Source organism: Bradyrhizobium sp. UFLA03-84 (assembly GCF_002289535.1).
Lineage (GTDB): Bacteria > Pseudomonadota > Alphaproteobacteria > Rhizobiales > Xanthobacteraceae > Bradyrhizobium > Bradyrhizobium viridifuturi.
On the sequence record NZ_NSJY01000014.1, the window covers coordinates 1,082,474 to 1,099,034 of the forward strand.

Consider the following 16,561-nt stretch of genomic DNA (forward strand, 5'->3'; position numbering starts at 1 on the left):
AAGCGAGACGCTTGCGCCGATGTTCAGATCGATGGTCGTGGGATTGAGCTAGCCCGCGCTGAGCCGGATGCCGGCGCGGAGGAAGCGCTGCGGATCGACCGCTTCGCCGTCGATGCGGGTTTCGTAGTGCAGGTGCGGACCGGTGGAACGGCCGGTCGACCCGACCGCGCCGATCACCTGGCCGATCTTGACGTATTCGCCGACCTTGACGCCGATCTCGGAGAGATGGCCGTAGCGGGTCGAAAGGCCATTGCCGTGGTCGACCTCGACCATGCGGCCATAGCCGCCGGCCCAGCCCGCCGAAACCACCTTGCCGTTGGCGGTGACGCGTACCGGGTCGCCCTGCGCGGCGCGGAAGTCGAGGCCGGTGTGCATTGCCGGCCGGCCGAGGAAGGGATCGCTGCGAACGCCGAAGCCGCTGGTGAACTCGACCTCGCCGACCACAGGCTTGCGGTAAGGCACCAGCGCCAATGTCTGGTTCAGGCGCTGCATCTGCGCGCGGTTGATGTTGATGCGGTAGAGCTGGCGCTCGAACGCGCCGGCGTCGGGCGCGAGCTTCACCGGCACATATGGGCCGCCCATGCCGGAGCGCGGCACAGCGGCTTCGAGCTGCGACATGTTGAGGCCGAGATCAGAGATCACGCCGCGCATCCGGCGCACCCGCGATTCGATGCCGTCCTCGACCGAGGAGAGCGCGGCGACCTGGCGGCGCTCGACCTGGTCAAGCGAGGTCTGCAGACGGACCAGGACGTTGTCGACGCCCTGGGCCTTGGCGAACTGGTTCGGCTGCGCCTTGGCGATCAGCGGGGCGCGCGATTCCAGCCGCGCCTCGCGATCCGGCGGCGCCACGAAGATCACGGTGTCGCTGATCGGGGAGGGCTTTGGCGTGCCGGATGACGGCGCCGCCTCGGCGCGGCCCTGCGGCTTTATCGAACCGGTCGAGGTGGCATCGGGCATCGCCCCGAGCGCGGTGGCGCGCGATTCCAGCGTCGACTGCCGCTTCATGATCTGGTCGAGCTTCTGGTCGAACTGCTCCTGGTCGAGCAACTGGCGGCTGGTGGTGCGATCTACCTTGGCGCGCAGCTCGGAGATGCGGTCCTCATAGGCGTATTGCATCTCGGCCTGGCGCGCGATCAGCCGGGTCAGGACGTCGTCACGGAACGCAAAATAGGTCGCGGTCGCCGCCGACCACATGCCGAGCAGGACCACGGTGCCGACCGCGATCCAGAACACGACCGGCCCGAACCGGACCTGCTTGCCGGCATGGACCAGGGTATAGCCCTCGCCTGAGGCCGCCGCCGGTGCGGCGTGATGGGCGGCCGAACGGCGCGCCGGTGCGCGGCCATGGTCCTGGGGATGATGGTGTTTCTGGTATTCCTGGTGATGACCGGACCGGCTCGACATCGGTACTCCCGCGGCCGGTCGGACCAAGCTCCGTACGGCTAATTTGCGGGGCCGATTTGAGCCCGCCATGGTTAATTTTCAGGAAACGGAACCCCTTCCGTCAGAGCGACCGGGCGGCCTCCAATACCGCTTCGGCATGGCCGTCGACCTTCACATGGCGCCATATTCGGGCGACTTTTCCACTGGAATCGACCAGAACCGTGGTGCGAATAATCCCCATGAAGGTCCTGCCATACATGGATTTTTCGCCCCAGGCACCGTACGCCTCCAGCATCTGATGGGCGCTATCCGAGACCAGCGGCACTGATAGCTGGTGTTTGTTTCGAAATGACTCCTGCGCCTTAACCGTATCGGCTGAAATGCCGACCACCTCGGTACCGGCAGCAACGAACTCGCCCTTGAGCCGGGTGAAGTCGATCGCCTCCCTGGTGCAGCCGGGGGTGTCGGCGCGGGGATAGAAGAACAGCACCAGCTTCTTGCCGGCGAAATCCTTCAGCGAAACGCTGCCCCCGCCATCGCGCGGCAGGTCGAAGCCAGGCGCCGCGGCACCCTCGGCAAGTGTGACAGCGGGCGACTTGGTCACGGTCGGGCCCGGCTCCGGCTTTAACGGTTTCGATGCAGCCTTGTGCGAGGCTTTGCCTTGAACACCCGCTGCGGACTTGGCCTTTGGCTTCGTTGTCTTGGTGGCCTTCTTGTTGGCTCTCTTGGCCACAGGCTTTTTCGCAACCGTTGTGCGGGTTTTCGTCGCGGACTTCCCAGTGCTTGCGCTTGCGGCGCGCGCAACCTTTGTTGCGACCCGCTTTCCGGTTGTGTTGGAGGATTTCTTGCGCGTTTTCTTGGACATACGCCTTCCTTTCGTCGCTTTCCGAAGCTCAACCATTGGGGTATTGCGGGTCTTATTCGCAGTGGCCGGATTCGCGTCGGCCGCTGGGCAAGTTTGATGGCCGCGGAGTATGGTGACAAGGAATTCGACGCGTAACCCGTCCGCTTGCTGAATTGGCTTTTTGATTGGTTGGTTTGGTCCGTTCTGGGGGCCATCGGCGAGTAACATGATTAGGCGAGGATAGGCGGCGATGCCGGCACGGGAGCGCTCGATACGAATCGACGGGCGCCCCGATGACGGCGAGCAGCTTCGCCGTCAGCACCGAGAGGCAATGGCAAGGAACACGTCGCCGCAGGGTCCAAATCCGCGCGCCGGGTCTGACTTCTCGCAATGGGAAGACGACGCCGCGTGGGACGAGCAGGATGAGGCGGCGGGCAACCGTGCGCGGCAATTGCTGTCGCGTTCCAACACCAATCTGCATCGCTTCACCGATTTCTGCTCCGGCATGCAGCGCTGGCTGCATGGCGAGCGCTGGATCCGTCGCATCGGATTGGTTCTCGTGGTCTTGGTCGTGCTTTTCACGACCTGTTTCGGCGCATTGTGGTGGCGGCTCGGCGCCGGTCCGATCAATCTCGATCTGGCGACGCCGTGGCTGGCCGCGGCGATCGAGGAGAATATCGGCCACGGCAACACGGTCGAGGTCGGCGGAACGCAGATCGAGCGCGCCGGCCGGGTCAGGATCGCGGTGCGCATCCGCGACATCATCGTGCGCGACCGCGACCACGCGGTGGTTGCCAGCGCGCCGAAAGCCGAAGTGCGGTTGTCGGGGACGGCCCTGCTGATGGGCCAGTTGCGGGCGGAGAGCCTCAATCTGGTCGACGCGGAACTGTCGGTCCGCATCACGCCCGATGGCAATGTGACCGTGTCCGCCGGCGACACCGCAAAACCGCTGGCGACCGGCGTCGCCTCCAAGCGCGAGGCGGGCCTGCCGCCGACATTCCCGCGTCCGGCGCCCGCAGCGCCGCCGCCGGCTGCCTCGCCGCCGGTTGCTTCCGAGCCCTCGGCGGCCGCGCCGGATTCGGCCCAGAGCGGGCTGCTGGCTGGTCTCGACTGGCTCGACAGCCTCAGCATGACCGGCCTCGACGGTCAGAACCTCAACGAGATCGGTCTGAAGAACGGCAATCTGGTCGTCGACGACCAGCAGCGCGGCAACAAATGGAGCTTCGAGAATATCAGCCTGAGCCTGCGGCGCCCGAGCGGCGGCGGCGTTGCGCTCAGCTTTGGCGAGGAGGGCGCAAAGCCCTGGTCGGTGCGCGTCCTGGTCGGACCGCAGCAGAACGGCGTGCGCTCGGTCGACATCAAGGCCGACAAGGTGTCCACCCGGAACATCCTGCTCGCGATGCGGACCAAGGATCTCACCTACACCGCCGACCTGCCGCTGTCGGGCGAGATGAAGGGCGAGCTCGGCCGCGACGGGCTGCCGACCTATTTCCGCGGCAAGATCAATGTCGGCGCCGGCAACATCATCGACACCGATACGCCGGACTACCCGATGCCGGTCGATTCGGCCGAGATGAGCGTCGAGTGGGATTCGGGGCGGCGGGTGCTGCTGGCGCCGATCAAGATCGTCTCGGGCGCCAACCGCATCACGCTGCTCGGGCATCTTGAGCCGCCCAACGATAATGTCACCGACTGGCAGGCGGGACTGTCCGGCGGCACCATCGTGCTCGCCGGCGCCGACAAGAACGAACCGCCGCTGATCTTCAATCGCATCAACATCGGCTTCCGCTTCGACACCGAGAAGAAGCGGGTGCTGCTGACCCAGGCCGACATCTCTAACGGCGAGATCGGCGTCGCCGGCACCGGCAGCATCGACTATTCCGGCGAGCCGCGGCTGCAGCTCGGATTCGCCGGCACGCCGATGTCGGCGTCCGCCCTGAAGCGGATGTGGCCGGTCATCATCGTGCCCGAAGTGCGCGAATGGGTGATCGAGCGGATCGACCGCGGTACGCTCCAGCGCATCGATGTCGGCGTCAATTCGCCGGTGCATAACCTGTCGCGCAAGGGACCGCCGATCCCGGATGACGGTCTCTCGGTCAATATCGTTGCGTCCGGCGTCACGGTGCGCCCGGTGGATCAGATGCCCGCGGTGCATGATGCTGATCTGAAGGCGAGGGTGACCGGCCGCACCGCGACCGTGACCATCAACCAGGGCATCGCCGACACGCCGGCGGGCCGCAAGATCACGCTGTCGGATTTCACCTTCGAGGTGCCGGACATGGCGCCGAAGCCGTCGCCGTCGAAGGTCAAGTTCCGGGTCGACTGTCCGGTGCCGGCCGCCGCCGAGATCCTCGCATCCGACCGGCTCAGCGACCTCTCCGGTCCGCCGATCGATCCCAACGCCAGCAAGGGCAACGTCACGGCGACGATCAGTCTCGGCATGCCGGTGAAGGGCGAGCTCACCAAGGCCGACACGATGTACTCGGTCGCGGCCGACATCACCGGCGTTGCCGTCGACAAGCTGGTGATGAACCAGAAGCTCGAGGCCAACACGCTGAAGCTGGTTGCCAGCAACGCCGGCTTCCAGGTCAAGGGCGACGTCAAGATCAACGGACAGGCGGCCTCGCTCGACTATCGCAAGCCGACCGACGGCGATGCCGACGTCAAGCTGCAGGCGACGCTTGACGATGCGAGCCGCGCGCGCCTCGGACTCGATCTCGGTCCTGCCGTGTCCGGTGCCATCCCGATCAAGCTGAACGGCAAGATCGGCAGCGGCGACAATCCCACCACCAAGATGGGCGTCGAAGCCGACCTGACCCAGCTCAAGCTCGACAACATCCTGCCCGGTTGGGTCAAGACGCAGGGCAGGGCCGGCAAGGCGACCTTCAACGTGGTGCCGAAGGGGCAGTCGACGCGGTTCGAGGACATCTCGATCGACGGCGCCGGCGTTTCGATCAAGGGCGCGCTCGAGGTCGACCAGAACGGCGATCTCATGAATGCGAACTTCCCGACCTACGCGCCGTCGGAAGGCGACAAGACATCGCTGCGCGCCGATCGCGGGCCCGACGGCGTTATCAAGGTGACGATGCGCGGCGACGTGTTCGATGGCCGCGGCTTCCTGAAGTCGGCGATCTCCGGCCGCGACAGCGATCCCAAGAGCAAGACCAAGACCACCGATTTCGATGTCGATCTGAAACTCGGCGCGGTGGCCGGCTTCAACGGCGAGGCGCTGCGCAGCGTCGACGCCAAGATCTCGCGCCGCAACGGGTTCTTCAAGGCATTCACGCTGAGCGGCAAGGTCGGCCGCGACACCCCCGTCTCGGTCGACATGCGCGGCCGCCAGCAGGGCCGCGAGGTGATCTATTTGCAAACCGGCGACGCCGGCGCGTTCCTGCGTTTCATCGACACCTATTCGAAGGTGGTCGGCGGCCAGCTCACGCTCGCGATGGAGCCGCCGATCCCCGAGCCGGGCCCGAGGGAAGGTCTTATCAACATCTCCGGCTTCTCGGTGAAGGGCGAAACCCAGCTCGATCGCGCCGTCGCAGGCGGGCCGGTCAGCACCCAGAACGGCATCGGATTTGACGCGTTGCGTGCCGAGTTCACCCGCCAGAGTGGTCAGCTTTCGATCCGCAACGGCGTGGTCAAGGGACCGAGCATCGGCGCGACCATCGAAGGCAGCATCGATTATGTCGGCAACCAGGTGCGGATGAACGGCACCTTCATTCCGATGTACGGCTTGAACAACATGTTCGGCCAGATCCCGTTCTTCGGGATCTTCCTCGGCGCCGGCAGCAATGAAGGCCTGATCGGCGTGACATATGAGGTGGTGGGAACGCCGAGCCAGCCGGTGCTGCGCGTCAACCCGATCTCCGCGCTGGCGCCCGGCCTGACCCGCAAGATCTTCGAGTTCAAGCAGTACGGTCCGAACGACCTGCCGACGACGAACAACTAGGCCGCGTGTGAGCGAAGCGGATGCCCGCCGCGCTTCGAGCTGGTGAAGAGAAATAAACCGCGCTGTGTCGAAGATCAGCTATCCAGCAGTGCCGCCAACCGATGTCGATCGATGATGCCCGGGGGCGGCGGTAATGGCTCGCCTTCCAGTTCGGCTAGTTTTGCGGCGACGCGCGGCCTCGCGATGACGTCCTGAGGCAGCGCAACGCACATTGCGATTTCAAGAATCCCGCGAAACACATCGGCGTCCTCGGATGCGGCGGCGAGCAGCCTGGCGGTGACTGGATTGGGCGCAGGCATTGCCAAGCCTTCGTCCAGCGCGTTCATCTCGGCAACCCTCGCGCGGTCCGCGGCGATCTGGTTTCGATAGTACGGGCCTACCTGGCGGTCGGTCTCCGCGTCGTAGTCCCGGGCGAATGCTTCGGGATTGTTGATGTGCCGGCGCGCGACATCGCGGAGCACCTGTGCGTGGAGCAAACCAACGCTCAGCCCCCGTCCGCCGGAGGGGTTGGTGCAGGCCCATGCGTCACCAACAGCGGCGAATCCCGTGACGACGGGCCGGCCGTCGACGACAAATCGCCGGTACCGATCGAGAACTCCCGCCATCAACAGGACGTCCGTCATGGGCTCTCCGTCCAGCCAATGGGCCTGAAGCGGGCACGCGGAAACGACGCGATGGAATGTGACGGGATCACGCAGGGCTCGCATCGCCTTGTTTTTCGACGAGGTATACAAGGTGACCGACCAAGTGTCGTTGTCTCCGTCCAGCGTCAGGATCGAGAACAGGCCCATCGGCGTAAGCGTGCTACCCATCCGGCGAGGCCGCTGCTGCCCCGAGAAATAGCGTCCGAAATAGACGAAGTTGCTATCTTCGGATTCTTCGATCGGACTGCGGCCACCTGCACCGAGAATCCATTCGCAGGCCGGGCTTCTCCGTCCCATGGCGTCGACGACCAGATCTGCACGAATCTCTTCGCCGGCCATCGTGCGGACCCCGGCAACGTGGGGCACGCCGGGGATGGCCGATGTGCCCGTGATCAATTCCCGAACCTTAGTTCCCCGACGGATGGTCACGTTCGGTGCTGCTTGCGCCATCGCGGCCACCACCCACTCAACCGTGGGCCTGCGGCCGGCGACGCAGCGCATCGCTTCATCGCCCGGACGCGGCGCCCGGTCGGGGATGGTCGGGGGAAGGAATTGACCGTCGAGATAATCCACCCAGACGCAACCGGCGCGAAGCAGGCCTTCCGTCAATCCAGGCAATTCTCGATCGCTGACCATTCGAAATCGCGAATGGAGACTGTGGGGTTGTCTGAACTGGGCAACTCCCGGGCGTTGCCACGAGTGCCATCCCTCGACAGAGGTCGAAGGGTGATCTTCGGGATCGGCCTCCAGCACTGTGACGCGGTGGCCGTCGCGGCCGAGCATCATCGCAGCGCACAATCCGATCAAGCCGCCACCGCAAACCAGGATTCTGCTCATCTATTCCCCCGCCGCCATGGATGGCTCCAGAGCGCGGGGCGAGCCAAATGCCCACCTTGGCAACTAGCAAGCGGCAGTGATTTTGCCTTTCAGAAAGCCTTGATTTTCGCTTGAGAAGCTTGTGATTTGTACGCGAGCCAAGCTCGGCCCCGAGGAGCCTGATGCGCTTCAAGTTCAGCGATTACGTTCTGGATGCAGGGCGGCGCGAGCTGCAATGCGGCGTTCAAACGATTACGGTCGAACCGCAGGTCTTCGATCTGCTTCTGCACCTCATCCAGCACCGTGATCAGGTGGTTTCCAAAGATGATCTCGTGACCTCGGTTTGGCGCGGCCGGATCGTCTCCGACTCGACGATAGCCAGCCGGATCAACGCGGCTCGCCGCGCTATCGGAGATGACGGCATCAACCAGCGATATATTCGGACAGCTGCGCGGCGGGGAATCCGCTTCGTCGGTGAAGTGGAGCAGGAGGAAGCACGACCGGTCGAACATATCTCATCCCGTTTCCCAAAGGGGGCGGCGGGGCCGCCCAAGGAACTCGGGTTACGCGAGGAGATTACGTTCTGCGAAGCGCCTGACGGGGTCCATCTCGCCGTAGCGAGCGTTGGCCAAGGCTCTCCGATCGTAAAGACGGCGAATTGGCTGACCCATATCGAGCATGACTGGCAAATAGAGGTTTCGAGTCCGCTCCACGCTCAATTGGCTGCTCGGCACAAGCTGGTTCGATACGATCAGCGCGGTAACGGCTTGTCCGATTGGCGCGTCGCCGACTTTTCGTTTGCGGCCCTCGTGCATGACCTTGAGACGGTCGTCGATGCGCTGTCGCTCGAGCGCTTTGCCATGTTCGGTATATCGCAGGGCGCTGCAGTTGCCATCGCATATGCCGCGCGACATCCCGACCGTGTGTCCCGCCTCGTCTTGCACGGTGGATATGTGCGCGGTTTCCGCAAACGGGGCGCTCCGGACCAGATTGCCCGCTGCGAAGCTCTCGCGACTCTGATCCGGGAAGGGTGGGGCAAGGATACCCCTGCATTCCGTCAGGTCTTTACCTCGCTGGTGCATCCAAACGCGACGCAGGAGCAAATGCGCGACTTCAACGAGGTGCAGCGCATATCGACATCACCGGAGAACGCTGCGTCGCTGTTCCTGGCCTTTGGCGACATCGACGTCTCCGATGCGCTGCATCAGATCGCGGCGCCGACGCTCGTCATGCACAGCCGCGACGATGCGTTGGTTCCGTTCGATCAAGGTCTGGCACTCGCGCACGCTATTCCAAGCGCGCGGTTCGTTCCGATTGAGAGCCGCAATCATATTTTGCTTCCAGACGAGCCGGCATGGTCTGTCTTTGTCGCCGAGATATGCGACTTCCTTGATGAAAAACCCCGAGATGCTAGCGCCGTAGCGCCGGCACCACCCGGAGCGGGATCAGGCCGAGCACGATACTGACGAGCGAGAAGACGATCAGCGGATTGTAACTGTGGAGCCAGTCCTGGGTCAGGCCGCCGCCTCATGAGCCGGGGCCGGAACCGAGACCGCTGCCGATCATGATGGTGCCGTAGTGGGAACGCCGAGCCAGCCGATGCTGCGCGTCAACCCGATCTCCGCGCTTTTGCGCCCGGCCTGACGCGAAAGATCCTCGAGTTCAAGCAATACGGCCCGAACGACCTGCCGACGACGAACAACTAGGATACGCACTCATTGAGGCGCAGCCAGAACTGACCAGCCGCGCCGGCAAACGGCGCCGGTGGCGTGAAGGGCATCGCAACTGCCCGGTCACGCGAGAAAATAGCATTGCGTGGGCGCTCGAGTTCGGCGCGCCCATGTGACGGTTGGTTTGGTCGGATTACTTGTAGTAACCGACGCCGCATCCGAGGCCGGCGACCGCGGTGACGAAGCTCGCCTTCGGCACCCATGTCTTGTCGGCACCGGCCTTGGGCGACATGTAGCTGACCTCGCTGACCTGGCCCTCTTTTGCCGCGTCATAGAGCCTTGGGCCATACACATCGCCCGTGGGGTCCTTGAATGTCCTTGCATCCTTGCCGAGCAACCCCTTGACGTTGGGATTGCCGATCGCGACGAGGAGTGCGTCGCTCAGATTGAAGCAGAAGGGATAGAGGTCACCCACAAGGAAGCCATTTTCCCCCTTGTTGATCGCATCCAGCGTCTTGGCCTTATCGGCCTTGATGGCTGCTACCGTCTTTTCAAGCATGGCCTTGGCGTCCGACGCAGTGCCTTGCGCGAATGCCGTCGTGGAGAACAAGACAGCCATGGCGCCCAGCGCGCCAATTACGAGTTTGCGAAACATGGATATTCCTCCGTGGTCGTCGAGGAATTTGCAATTGTCATGCACCGTACGCAGGCCCGCAGGGATCATCATATTCAAACATTGCCCCAATTGACCAGCCTGCTCGCGACCGCCGACGAGCTGACAAAGAGAGGCGGGCGGCCATTTCCGGATGCGGCCCATCGCGACATATGACGCTGTCGCACGAACTCGGCCGCGACAGCGGCTGCGATATCAGCTGCGAGCCGGCGAGCCCTTTCCGGAAACGACGATCGCCCGGACGACAAGTGCGATGCGTTCGCCGCGCGCGCTCGGCCGGTTTCGGCCCGAACGTTCGAGTGCCGCGAGCCCGTGAAGGGCTGCCCAGAACGTCTCGGTGGCGAGCGCTGCGTCGTCGCAGAACGGCGCGACAACGGCCGCCAGGGCTTCGAAAGCGGCGCGCAATTCCGGTCTGGTTCCGGCTTCGGCGAACCGCAAATCCGTCGGCAGGATGAACATCGCGTCGTAGAGGGCAGGGCGACCCAGCGCAAAGGTGAGATAGGCCGTGGCGACATTCTTGAGCGCGTTCCGTCGTCCCTTGGATTTGCTTGCCGCCTCCAGGAGAACGGCTCTGAGCTCCTGAAAACCGTCGACCGCAACGGCCGCAACGATCGCGTCCCTGTTCGCGAAATGTGAGTAGAGCACGGGCTGGCTATATTCGATCTCGTCGGCCAGGCGGCGGACCGTAACGGCATCCCATCCCTCACGCTCGGCGATCACGCGCGCCGCCGCGACGATCCGATGCTCTCGCTCGGCCCGTTCCCTGCCTTTCCGCTCGGCGGTTCCCAATCTTTGATCTCCCGGATCCGGAGGGCCCACAAACGCCAACCTACCATACCGGCGCTTGACAATCTAGCAATGCTAGATATTTTCTAGCGATGCTAGATTTTCTGGTTTGTCTGTGGAGGCTGCAATGCACTGGCTTGCGATCGGACTGGCACTGCTCGTGGCCTTCGCGATTATCGCGATCGGCGCGCTCTATGTTGTGAACCCAAGGGCCGCGACCCGCAGTTTCGGCCTGCCGCTTCCTGAAGACGGCGGCAACATCACCTGGTGGCTTCGTCTCAAGGGCGTGCGCGATATCGCATCGGGATTGGCTGTGCTGGCGCTGATGGCGTGGGGCCCTCCAGGTGCCGTCGGCATCGTCCTGCTTGTGGAAGCCGTCATCCCCGTCGGGGACATGCTGGTCATTCTTGCAGCGAAAGGCTCCACCGGAAGCGCCGTCGGCATGCACGGTGTCACGGCAGTGCTGATGGTGTTGGCGGCCATGCCGCTCATGATCGGTGTGCGTTGAGATGGTGCACGCCGTTTCGATCTGGCTTCTGGTCGCCGGCTTCCTTGGCGCGGGCGTCTTCAACGCGATCGGCACGGCCGGGACGCAAAGCGATTTCGCGCGATGGGGCTACCCGCGCTGGTGGGGACGCCTGACTGGCGGACTGGAGATCATGGGTGCCGTCCTGATTGCGCTGCCTGTCAGTCGCAGTGTTGGATTGGCGCTGGGGGCGGTGATCATCGTGGTTGCGGTCGTGACCGTTCTGCGTCACCGCGATTTTTCGCACCTTGTGCCACTTGGCGTCTTCGCCGCCTTGATCGCCGTTGCCGGGGGCGCGTCCTGAGTGTTGTCCGCGAGGCGATCGGCCGTCAGCGCCGAAGCGCGGGCACCACCAGGAACGGGATCAGGCCGAGCACGACGTTGACGAGCGCGAAGGCGATCAGCGGGTTGTAGCTGTGGGTCCAGTCGTGGATCAGGCCGCCACCCCATGAGCCGAGGCCGGAGCCGAGACCGCTCCCGATCATGATCGTTCCATAGATCGTGCCGACGCGCTCGCCGCGGAAGATCTTCAGCGCGGTCGCCGTGATCAGCGGGCCGCGCGAGCCGATCATGCTGCCGAAGCAGACGATGAAGCCGGTCAGCAGCCAGTAGTTCGGATACCATTGCAGCAGCCAGAGCAGGATGATGCCTGCTATCGAGACGCCGTAGCTGAACAGCACCGACGGCCTGCGGCCGATGATGCCGTCGAGGGTCGACACGCCGAGCATGCCGACGAACAGCGCGACGCCGGAGAAGCCCCAGGCGGTGGCCGCCTGCAGCGGCGGGAACCCGACATCGATCAGATAGGCGACGATCTGCGCCGTCAGCGCGTACATCGCGACCGCGGTGAAGAAGAAGGTCGAGAACAGCGCCCAGAAGGCGTGATGGCGCATCGCGCGCAGCAACGTCCAGCCTTCATCGGCCAGATTGCTCTCGGTCTTCTTCACGATATGCGGCGAGCCGCCGGCGAGCAGCCGCCACGGCAAAAGAACCAGCGGAGCAAGCAGGCAGAGCGCACCGATGCCGAACACCTGATAGGCCTCGCGCCAACCGATCCGGTCGATCAGCACCTGCGACAGCGGCAGCAGCAGCAGGAGGCCGGCGCCGGTCGCGGAATACATCACGGCCATCGCGGTCGTCAGCCGCGGCCCGAACCAGCGGCCGAGCAGGATCGAGTTCGAGACGTTGCCGATCAGCGCGGTCCCGAAACCGACGCAGAGCCCGACGCTGAGCTGGAATTGCCAGAGCTGCTCGGCGCGCGAGGCGACGAGGAAGGCGCAACCGAGCAGCGACAGGCCGAGCGCATAGACCAGGCGCGGGCCGGAGCGGTCGAACAAGCGTCCGACCAGCGGCGCAGTGAGGCCGCTGGCAAGCCAGGTCAGCGAATAGACCGATACAACAGAGGCGCGATCCCAACCGAAATTTTCCGAGATCGGCTTCAGGAACACCGTGAAGCTGTCGCTGAGACCGCGCCCGAGCACCGACAGCACGAAGCAGAGTGCGAGCACGTTCAGCGCCGTGCGTGACTGTTTAGCTGGCGCGGCAAGCACGTCGTTCGGAAGCGTGGTCTGGTCCATCGGAAAGATGGGAGCGCGCTTTCCGCACTCCCGACAACCGACAAAAGCGAATGCGCCTATGCAGGCTTCAGCAGGACGTGGCGCTTCTTGCCGAGCGACAGCTTCACCACGCCTTCCGGCGTCAGATTGGCCGGCGTCAGCAGCATCTTCTCATCGGTGACCGAAGCGTCGTTGACGCGCAGGCCGCCGCCCTTGATCTGCCGGCGCGCTTCGCCGTTCGAGGCGACGAGCTCGGCCTTGACGAAGGCAGCGAGCACGCCGACGCCGGCTTCAAACTCGCCGCGCGGAATTTCCACCGTCGGCAAGGTTTCGGCCAGCGCACCTTCCTCGAAGGTGCGGCGCGCGGTCTCGGCGGCCTCAACGGCTGCGTCGCGGCCGTGGAGCAGGGCGGTCGCCTCGGTCGCCAGCACCTTCTTGGCTTCGTTGATCTCGCCGCCCGCGAGCGCCGCGAGCTTGTTGATCTCGCTGATCGGCAGGATGGTGAACAGCTTAAGGAACTTGACGACGTCGGCGTCCTCGACGTTGCGCCAGTACTGCCAGAAGTCGTACGGCGAGAACTGGTCGGCGTTGAGCCATACCGCGCCCTTCGCGGTCTTGCCCATCTTGTCGCCGGAGGCGGTGGTCAGCAGCGGCGTGGTCAGCGCGAACAGTTGCGGCGTGCCCATGCGGCGGCCGAGATCGACGCCGTTGACGATGTTGCCCCACTGGTCGGAGCCGCCCATCTGCAACCGGCAGCCGGCGCGGCGCGACAGCTCGACGAAGTCGTAGGCCTGGCAGACCATGTAGTTGAACTCGATGAAGCTCATCTCCTGCTCGCGCTCGAGCCGGAGCCGCACCGAATCCATCGTCAGCATGCGGTTGACCGAGAAGTGCCGGCCGATGTCGCGCAGCATCTCGATCCAGTTCAGCTTGGTCAGCCACTCGGCGTTGTCGAGCATGATGGCGTCGGACTTGCCGTCGCCATAGCGCAGCACCTTGGCGAACACGCCGCGGATCGAAGCCTTGTTGGCTTCGATCTCGGCGACCGTACGCATCGCGCGCGTCTCGTCCTTGCCGGAGGGGTCGCCGACCATCGTGGTGCCGCCGCCCATCAGCGTGATCGGCTTGTTGCCGCTCTGCTGCAGCCAGTACAGCATCATCATCGTCAGGAAGTTGCCGATGTGCAGCGACGGCGCGGTGCAGTCATAGCCGACATAGGCGGTGGCCTCGCCCTTCGCGGCCAGCGCGTCGAGGCCCTCGAAATCGGAGCACTGGTGAACGAAGCCGCGTTCCTGTAGAGTGTTCAGGAAATCCGATTTAAATGCAGTCATTTGTCGGCGAGCCAGATCATTCTTGTTTTACGGTTTTTGCATCTATTTGCGGAACCCTGATGCTTGAGGCTGCCGCAGGCGGACGCGCAGTGGCATTATAGGATGTACTTGTTTGAGACAAGCCGGGGGTTCCCGGCTGGGGCGCTTCTACAATGATGTTAACGGCACTCGGTCTGATGAGCGGGACCTCGCTCGACGGGGTCGACGTGGCACTGATCGAGACCGACGGCCGGCAGATCAAGGCCTTCGGACCTTCGGGCTATCGTCCCTATAGCGAGGGCGAACGCAGCCTGCTGCGCCAGGCGCTGACCGAGGCCGTTCATCTGTCGCAACGCGATGCCCGACCGGGGATCCTGCGGCAGGCCGAGCAGGCCGTCACCACAGCCCACGCCGAGGCGGTCGCCGCCTTCACGGCGCAGAACCGGATCTCGGCGCAGGAGATCGACATCGTCGGGTTCCATGGCCAGACCGTGCTGCATCGCCCCGAGCGGAGGCTGACGGTCCAGATCGGCGACGCCCTGGCTCTCGCCAAGGCGATCCACATCCCGGTGATGCATGATTTCCGCGCCGCCGACGTCGAGGCCGGCGGGCAGGGCGCGCCGTTTGTGCCGGTCTACCACCGTGCGCTGGCCCAGTCGCTGAACCGCGAGGGGCCGATCGTCGTGGTCAATATCGGCGGTGTTTCCAACATTACATATATCGATGGCTCGGACACGCTGATCGCTTGCGACACCGGGCCGGGCAACGCGCTGCTCGACGACTTCATGTTCCGCCAGATGCATCAGCCGTTCGACACCGCCGGGAAGTTCGCAGCCCTCGGCAAGCCGGACGAGGTCTGGATCGCGCAGGCGCTCAAGCTGCCGTTCTTCTCGGTTCCACCGCCGAAATCGCTCGACCGCAACGACTTTGCCGGCCTGAAGCTCGGCGCCGTGGCGCCGGCCGATGGCGCCGCGACGCTGACCGCGTTCACCGCGGCCGCGATCGCCCGCGTCGTGCCGCTGCTGCCGAAACGGCCGAAGAGCTGGATTATCTGCGGCGGCGGCGCCTCCAACCTCACGATGCTGCGGATGCTGCGCGAGCGCCTGGCGCCGGCGACCGTCGAGCCTGCCGAGGCGCTCGGCTGGGCCGCGGACGCGATCGAGGCGCAGGCATTCGGCTTCCTGGCCGCGCGCGGGATGAAGGGCCTGCCGCTGAGCTACCCCGCCACCACGGGGGTGCCGATCCCGATGACCGGGGGCATCATCGCGCGACCGTGATTTAGATGCAAATGCATCTACCTTGACAGTTCCATGCCGCTGCATTTAGTTGGATGCAGTTGCATTGAACGCGAGGTTCGTCATGGCCGTCCTGAAGCTGATCAGCCACAAGCTCTGTCCCTATGTACAACGCGCGGTGATCGCGCTGCAGGAGAAGGGCGTGCCGTTCGAGCGGATCGACATCGATCTCGCCAACAAGCCCGACTGGTTCCTGAAGATCTCGCCGCTCGGCAAGGTGCCGGTGCTGGTCGTGACCCGCGACGACGGCAAGGAGGTCGCGCTGTTCGAGAGCAACGTGATCTGTGAGTACATCGAGGAGACGCAAACCGGCGCGAAGCTGCATCCGCAGGATGCGCTCACCCGCGCCGAGCATCGCGCCTGGATGGAGTTCGGCTCGGCTATCCTCGGTGATCTCTGGGGACTGGAGACCGCAACTGATGCTGCGACGCATGAGAGCAAGCGGCAGGCGGTGGCGGCAAAATTCGCGCGCGTCGAGGCTGCGCTCGGCGCCGGCCCGTTCTTCGCCGGTGAGAAGTTCAGCCTGGTCGATGCGGTGTTCGCGCCGATCTTCCGTTATTTCGATCTGTTCGATCAGCTGACCGACCTTGCGGTGTTCACCCACACGCCAAAACTCCGTGCCTGGCGCAGCGCGCTGGCGCAGCGGCCGAGCGTGCGCAGCGCGGTGTCGCCCGACTATCCCGCGCTGTTGCACGCGTTCCTGGTCGGCCACCGCGCGCATATGCTGAAGCTTGCCGCGTAAGCCATGTCGCATTCCATTGCCTGGGTCGCGCTGGTCGTCGCCGGTCTTCTCGACGTCGGCTGGGCGATCTCGATGAAATATGCCGAGGGCTATACGCGGCTCGGCTGGACGCTGGTCTCGCTCGTGCTGCTCGCAGCGTTCGTGTTCCTGCTCGGACGCGCGCTGCAGGTGCTCGGCGTCGGCGTCGCCTACACGGTTTGGACCGGCATCGGCGCGGTCGGCACGCTGACCATGGGGGTGCTGCTGTTCAACGAGGCGTTGAACCCGATGAAGGTCACGGGGATAGCGTTGGTGCTGATCGGGATCGCGGCGCTGAAGCTGGCGCCGGAGTAAATGCGTAGCCCGGATGGAGCCATCGGGCGCC

The 16,561-nt window shown here is 64.5% G+C and carries 15 protein-coding genes and 1 pseudogene; 8 read left to right on the top strand and 8 right to left on the bottom strand.

The window, feature by feature from the left end; all coding sequences use genetic code 11:
- Nucleotides 1–48: 48 nt before the first annotated feature.
- Both CK489_RS26650 and CK489_RS41860 read right to left on the bottom strand, forming a co-directional pair.
- The gene (locus tag CK489_RS26650; RefSeq protein ID WP_050629429.1) at nt 49–1,404 is read right to left on the bottom strand and encodes a M23 family metallopeptidase; all 1,356 of its coding nucleotides are present in this window, start codon (nt 1,402–1,404) and stop codon (nt 49–51) included.
- Between the two features lie 100 nt (nt 1,405–1,504).
- On the bottom strand, nt 1,505–2,248 hold the full coding sequence (locus tag CK489_RS41860) for a peroxiredoxin (protein ID WP_198961031.1): 744 nt from the start codon (nt 2,246–2,248) through the stop codon (nt 1,505–1,507).
- Nucleotides 2,249–2,477: 229 nt separating this feature from the next.
- On the opposite strand from CK489_RS41860, the gene CK489_RS26665 reads away from it, so the two are divergent.
- Nucleotides 2,478–6,179 carry a YhdP family protein gene (locus CK489_RS26665; protein ID WP_095734374.1) on the top strand — a complete coding sequence of 1,234 codons (3,702 nt, stop codon included), beginning with the start codon at nt 2,478–2,480 and terminating at the stop codon, nt 6,177–6,179.
- Between the two features lie 74 nt (nt 6,180–6,253).
- Here the strand turns inward: CK489_RS26665 and CK489_RS26670 are convergent, their stop codons facing one another.
- The gene (locus CK489_RS26670; RefSeq protein WP_095734375.1) at nt 6,254–7,660 is read right to left on the bottom strand and encodes an FAD-dependent oxidoreductase; all 1,407 of its coding nucleotides are present in this window, start codon (nt 7,658–7,660) and stop codon (nt 6,254–6,256) included.
- Nucleotides 7,661–7,821: 161 nt separating this feature from the next.
- Here CK489_RS26670 and CK489_RS26675 point away from each other — a divergent pair, with 161 nt between their 5' ends.
- On the top strand, nt 7,822–9,105 hold the full coding sequence (locus CK489_RS26675; protein WP_095734376.1) for an alpha/beta hydrolase: 1,284 nt from the start codon (nt 7,822–7,824) through the stop codon (nt 9,103–9,105).
- Here CK489_RS26675 and CK489_RS42365 read toward each other — a convergent pair.
- A pseudogene (locus CK489_RS42365) lies at nt 9,050–9,217 on the bottom strand (MFS transporter); the annotation flags it as partial. The gene CK489_RS26675 and the pseudogene CK489_RS42365 overlap by 56 nt on opposite strands.
- Before the next feature lie 285 nt (nt 9,218–9,502).
- Entirely contained in the window at nt 9,503–9,964 is a 462-nt protein-coding gene (locus CK489_RS26680; protein WP_095734672.1) for a cache domain-containing protein, read from the bottom strand.
- A gap of 12 nt (nt 9,965–9,976) precedes the next feature.
- Here CK489_RS26680 and CK489_RS41460 point away from each other — a divergent pair, with 12 nt between their 5' ends.
- Nucleotides 9,977–10,138, top strand: a complete 162-nt coding sequence (locus CK489_RS41460; RefSeq protein ID WP_158226506.1) for a hypothetical protein — start codon at nt 9,977–9,979, stop codon at nt 10,136–10,138.
- Nucleotides 10,139–10,177: 39 nt separating this feature from the next.
- Here CK489_RS41460 and CK489_RS26685 read toward each other — a convergent pair whose 3' ends face one another.
- A complete protein-coding gene (locus CK489_RS26685) occupies nt 10,178–10,771 on the bottom strand; it encodes a TetR/AcrR family transcriptional regulator (protein ID WP_095734377.1) in 594 nt (197 codons plus the stop codon).
- A gap of 124 nt (nt 10,772–10,895) precedes the next feature.
- Here CK489_RS26685 and CK489_RS26690 point away from each other — a divergent pair, with 124 nt between their 5' ends.
- Nucleotides 10,896–11,276: a DUF4267 domain-containing protein gene (locus tag CK489_RS26690; protein WP_095734378.1), complete on the top strand. Its 381-nt coding sequence runs from the start codon at nt 10,896–10,898 to the stop codon at nt 11,274–11,276.
- A 1-nt stretch (nt 11,277) separates the two neighbouring features.
- Nucleotides 11,278–11,598, top strand: coding sequence for a DoxX family protein (locus CK489_RS26695; RefSeq protein ID WP_095734379.1), 321 nt, complete (start codon nt 11,278–11,280; stop codon nt 11,596–11,598).
- A 25-nt stretch (nt 11,599–11,623) separates the two neighbouring features.
- On the opposite strand, the gene CK489_RS26700 is transcribed toward CK489_RS26695, so the two are convergent.
- Both CK489_RS26700 and tyrS read right to left on the bottom strand, forming a co-directional pair.
- Nucleotides 11,624–12,871 (bottom strand): MFS transporter, encoded by a 1,248-nt coding sequence (locus tag CK489_RS26700; protein WP_095734380.1) that lies wholly within the window; start codon nt 12,869–12,871, stop codon nt 11,624–11,626.
- Nucleotides 12,872–12,927: 56 nt separating this feature from the next.
- Nucleotides 12,928–14,181, bottom strand: a complete 1,254-nt coding sequence (gene tyrS, locus CK489_RS26705) for a tyrosine--tRNA ligase (protein WP_050629420.1) — start codon at nt 14,179–14,181, stop codon at nt 12,928–12,930.
- Nucleotides 14,182–14,333: 152 nt separating this feature from the next.
- Here tyrS and CK489_RS26710 point away from each other — a divergent pair, with 152 nt between their 5' ends.
- From CK489_RS26710 to CK489_RS26720, 3 genes are all read left to right on the top strand, one after another.
- Nucleotides 14,334–15,437 (top strand): anhydro-N-acetylmuramic acid kinase, encoded by a 1,104-nt coding sequence (locus CK489_RS26710; protein WP_095734381.1) that lies wholly within the window; start codon nt 14,334–14,336, stop codon nt 15,435–15,437.
- A gap of 82 nt (nt 15,438–15,519) precedes the next feature.
- Nucleotides 15,520–16,197, top strand: coding sequence for a glutathione S-transferase family protein (locus CK489_RS26715; RefSeq protein ID WP_095734382.1), 678 nt, complete (start codon nt 15,520–15,522; stop codon nt 16,195–16,197).
- 3 nt (nt 16,198–16,200) lie between these two features.
- A complete protein-coding gene (locus CK489_RS26720) occupies nt 16,201–16,530 on the top strand; it encodes a DMT family transporter (protein ID WP_050629417.1) in 330 nt (109 codons plus the stop codon).
- Nucleotides 16,531–16,561: the final 31 nt, after the last annotated feature.

Bases quoted from the DNA above. Each gene is read 5' to 3' on its own strand.
- CK489_RS26650 (WP_050629429.1), bottom strand. From the start codon at position 1,404: ATGTCGAGCCGGTCCGGTCATCACCAGGAATACCAGAAACACCATCAT.
- CK489_RS41860 (WP_198961031.1), bottom strand. From the start codon at position 2,248: ATGTCCAAGAAAACGCGCAAGAAATCCTCCAACACAACCGGAAAGCGG.
- CK489_RS26665 (WP_095734374.1), top strand. From the start codon at position 2,478: ATGCCGGCACGGGAGCGCTCGATACGAATCGACGGGCGCCCCGATGAC.
- CK489_RS26670 (WP_095734375.1), bottom strand. From the start codon at position 7,660: ATGAGCAGAATCCTGGTTTGCGGTGGCGGCTTGATCGGATTGTGCGCT.
- CK489_RS26675 (WP_095734376.1), top strand. From the start codon at position 7,822: ATGCGCTTCAAGTTCAGCGATTACGTTCTGGATGCAGGGCGGCGCGAG.
- CK489_RS26680 (WP_095734672.1), bottom strand. From the start codon at position 9,964: ATGTTTCGCAAACTCGTAATTGGCGCGCTGGGCGCCATGGCTGTCTTG.
- CK489_RS26690 (WP_095734378.1), top strand. From the start codon at position 10,896: ATGCACTGGCTTGCGATCGGACTGGCACTGCTCGTGGCCTTCGCGATT.
- CK489_RS26695 (WP_095734379.1), top strand. From the start codon at position 11,278: ATGGTGCACGCCGTTTCGATCTGGCTTCTGGTCGCCGGCTTCCTTGGC.
- CK489_RS26700 (WP_095734380.1), bottom strand. From the start codon at position 12,871: ATGGACCAGACCACGCTTCCGAACGACGTGCTTGCCGCGCCAGCTAAA.
- tyrS (WP_050629420.1), bottom strand. From the start codon at position 14,181: ATGACTGCATTTAAATCGGATTTCCTGAACACTCTACAGGAACGCGGC.
- CK489_RS26710 (WP_095734381.1), top strand. From the start codon at position 14,334: ATGATGTTAACGGCACTCGGTCTGATGAGCGGGACCTCGCTCGACGGG.
- CK489_RS26715 (WP_095734382.1), top strand. From the start codon at position 15,520: ATGGCCGTCCTGAAGCTGATCAGCCACAAGCTCTGTCCCTATGTACAA.
- CK489_RS26720 (WP_050629417.1), top strand. From the start codon at position 16,201: ATGTCGCATTCCATTGCCTGGGTCGCGCTGGTCGTCGCCGGTCTTCTC.